The sequence below is a fragment of the Clostridium sp. OF09-36 genome (assembly GCF_003481985.1).
Taxonomy (GTDB): Bacteria; Bacillota; Clostridia; order Lachnospirales; family Lachnospiraceae; genus Brotaphodocola.
Genome location: NZ_QUMD01000059.1, coordinates 1 through 3,067, shown reverse-complemented (window position 1 = coordinate 3,067; position 3,067 = coordinate 1). Strand labels below are relative to the sequence as shown.

At 45.0% G+C, this 3,067-nt stretch carries 4 protein-coding genes, 2 tRNA genes and 2 rRNA genes; all 8 read right to left on the bottom strand.

The features are described 5' to 3' along the window. A 16S ribosomal RNA gene (locus tag DXA97_RS19420) occupies window positions 1–108 on the bottom strand; the annotation flags it as partial. Between the two features lie 594 nt (window positions 109–702). Further along, window positions 703–1,014, bottom strand: coding sequence for a hypothetical protein (locus DXA97_RS19415; RefSeq protein ID WP_147355615.1), 312 nt, complete (start codon window positions 1,012–1,014; stop codon window positions 703–705). Between the two features lie 32 nt (window positions 1,015–1,046). Then, complete coding sequence (locus DXA97_RS21720; RefSeq protein WP_279221206.1) at window positions 1,047–1,175, bottom strand: hypothetical protein; 129 nt, start codon at window positions 1,173–1,175, stop codon at window positions 1,047–1,049. Between the two features lie 6 nt (window positions 1,176–1,181). After that, complete coding sequence (locus DXA97_RS19410; RefSeq protein ID WP_118721440.1) at window positions 1,182–1,553, bottom strand: hypothetical protein; 372 nt, start codon at window positions 1,551–1,553, stop codon at window positions 1,182–1,184. 57 nt (window positions 1,554–1,610) lie between these two features. Further along, window positions 1,611–2,708 (bottom strand): adenine deaminase C-terminal domain-containing protein, encoded by a 1,098-nt coding sequence (locus DXA97_RS19405; protein ID WP_118721439.1) that lies wholly within the window; start codon window positions 2,706–2,708, stop codon window positions 1,611–1,613. A 12-nt stretch (window positions 2,709–2,720) separates the two neighbouring features. After that, window positions 2,721–2,793 (bottom strand) — tRNA-Thr (locus DXA97_RS19400). Window positions 2,794–2,815: 22 nt separating this feature from the next. Then, a tRNA-Gly gene (locus DXA97_RS19395) sits at window positions 2,816–2,888 on the bottom strand. Between the two features lie 70 nt (window positions 2,889–2,958). After that, window positions 2,959–3,067, bottom strand: a 23S ribosomal RNA gene (locus DXA97_RS19390); the annotation flags it as partial.

Genomic DNA, 3,067 nt, shown 5'->3' with positions numbered 1-3,067 from the left:
TCACAAATGAAATCATCCGAAGAATCTTTCATAAGTGCTTCGCTCGACTTGCATGTGTTAAGCACGCCGCCAGCGTTCATCCTGAGCCAGGATCAAACTCTCAAATAAAAAGTTTGTTTCCCGGTTCAAAAATTAACCACTAGCTAATTGTTTAAACCGTTCTACTGTTGTTTGGTTTGTTTTTGTTCTGAATTTTCTCATTCAAAGATGTCCAACCAGGACTCTTTTTTATTAGAATTTTCAGGGTTTTAAACACTGTTCAATCTTTCATTTTCAAGGTTCATGTTGTTGCTATTCTCAGCGGCAACGGATAATATTTTATCACATTGTTTTCACTTTGTCAACAACTTTTTTATTTTTCTTTTGGAAATCTTTTGATTTCCTGCCCCGTTCTCACGGGGCGAGGATTATAATATCAAACCCGTAAAGAAAAGTCAACTGTTTTTTTGCGTTTTTTTCAACTTTTTCATTTTTCTATATTGTTGCATTTTCTTGCATCTATTGAAAACTTATTCTTACCACTGCCTGGAAGTCTTGCTGCAATCGTTTCTGCCTCGTTTTCTTTACCTGTCCCAAGTCCAGTTTTCTGCATTCACCTGCATGAGTTCCAGGTATTCCTGCTGCAACACATCCAGCAGGTAACGGACGGTTGTTTCTCCCACCGGGGTTTCCACTTCTTCCATGAAACAGCGCAGACACAACCTAGATCAGATACCCACTGATTTCTGTGCCATAATCAGACAGCCAGATCTTGACAGCCTGTTTTCCCTGGTACTGCACCTCACAGGTTTCCATCTGCAGCTGCCGAAGTAAACTTGTCAGCTGCCACTGCCTTGCAATTTCAATTCCCGTATCTGCACTCAGTTCTGTCTGCTGGTCAATCTGGAGCTGTTCCTCCAGATCTTTTCCGATCTGCTCCTGAGTGGCATCCCAGAATGCGTGATTCAGCCAATAGATGACTTTATTTAGATCCTGTTCATGCTCCATGTATTTGCGGCAATTTGCTATCTGCATGAATTCGCCATTTACCGGAATGAAAAACTCCTTCACTTTTCCAGCTGATAATTCGAACTGGAGATGATCTGCTGCATAATGGAACGGATATCGATAATAAGGTCTCCTTCTTTCAGGTGGGCATCTTTTTCTTCATCCTTCTGATTAAACCCAGAGAACATACCGGTTCATCGCTTCGTCCAGTCTTTTGAAAAGTGCTGCTCATAGTACGCATAAAACTTCATATTTTTTTCAAACGTATCTTTTTGACCTGCAAATTTCGGAAGCTCGCGGATCTGTGCTTCCTGACCGATCTTATCTTTCCATTTCTGTTCCTGCACTCTGCAGCCTTCTATATCGTTTTTCCAATTGCTGATCTTAATCCGGTTTTCCAACTCGGTCGGATCAGAAGCTTTACTGCCCGGTACGTACACACTTTTTCGTCTCTGCATGGTCATATCAGCCGGTACTTGCTGTGACTGCACCGGAGACTCCGACTGATTTCCTGCGCGGATCGGACTGCCAATTGTTTTTCGCCGTATCGTCTGATTATCATTCATAGTATGATATCGAATCCTTTCGCTTTATTCAGGTAACAATGTTATATAAAATTTCCATCATAGAACGGAATAGACCGTCTCAACTGCCTGTTGTTTTTCCACATCGATTGTGCCATATGTATTCAGACGCAGCTTTGGAATGACTGGAAGACTTACAAAACCAAGCGTCATAAACGGATCAATTTCCTCATGAATCCCCAATTCCCGAAGAAGCTGCTTCATAGTCTCCAGCCTCCGGTCAACTTCTTCTACCGGAAGATCTGACATAAGCCCTGCAATGGGAAGCGGCAGATCCATTAACACCTTCCCATCTACTGCAATTGCAAGACCACCTTCATTTTCAATGACCCGGTTGCCTGCTGCCGCCATATCTTCATCCGTCACGCCTGCAATCACCAGATTATGGGAATCATGTCCCACGCTGGTCGCTACAGCGCCTTTTTTCAGACCATAATTTCCCAGAAAACCGATTCCGATATGTCCATTTCCTTTATGACGTTCCAATGCTGCAAGCTTGATCACATCATGTTCCGAATCAACACCCGGAGCCAGGTTTTCCTGCTCACACCAGGACTCAGAGCGCTCCTTTGTAAGCAATTCCCGGCTGACCAGATCGATCACACGAATCCGGTTACCCCGTTTTTTCAAAGCCAAATCCGATGGCTGGATTGGTTTGCAATGGAACGAATGGTACACGCGCTGCTGTATTTCTTCATCCCATACCATGTTTTCTTTGGAATAAGTTTCTATTTCATCCGAATTTGTGTTGTCTGCTCTATGCCCCGCTTTCCCTTCTGCGTCATCTCCATGTTCCGACACCATCCTGCCATGTTCTGCCACCAGAACTCCGCCCTTATAAACCTGCAGAACCTGCAAATCTGTTAAGTCATTCACAATAACCAGGTCGGCGCAATATCCGGGTGTAACCGCACCGCGTTTTTTCAATCCAAAATATTCTGCCGTGCGAAGACTTCCCATTTTGATCGCACGGATCGGATCTGCCCCCAGTCTGACTGCTTCCCGAATAATGCTGTCAATATGTCCGCCACGAATCAGATCGCCAGGATGCTTATCATCGGTTACCAGCATGCACCGCTGGTCATACGGTGCCTCAAACAAAAAAAGCGGAAACCCTTGTAAATCAAAGGTTTCCACTCTTTTAAAAAGAGCTGCTGACGGGAATCGGACCCGTGACCTCCGCACTACCAATGCGACGCTCTACCGACTGAGCCACAGCAGCATTATGCAATTTTCATTGCAAGAGCGCGAGACGGGACTCGAACCCGCGACCCCGACCTTGGCAAGGTCGTACTCCACCAACTGAGCCACTCGCGCATTTTATTTGAGGCATGTACCCTCAAAACCACATATTGAATTTCATCCGTTTTCTTTTACCTAAACCGTCTTGGTTAAGCCCTCGACCTATTAGTGACAGTCAGCTGCACGTGTTACCACGCTTCCACCTCTGCCCTATCTACCTCGTCGTCTTCAAGGGGTCTTACTACTTGCGTATG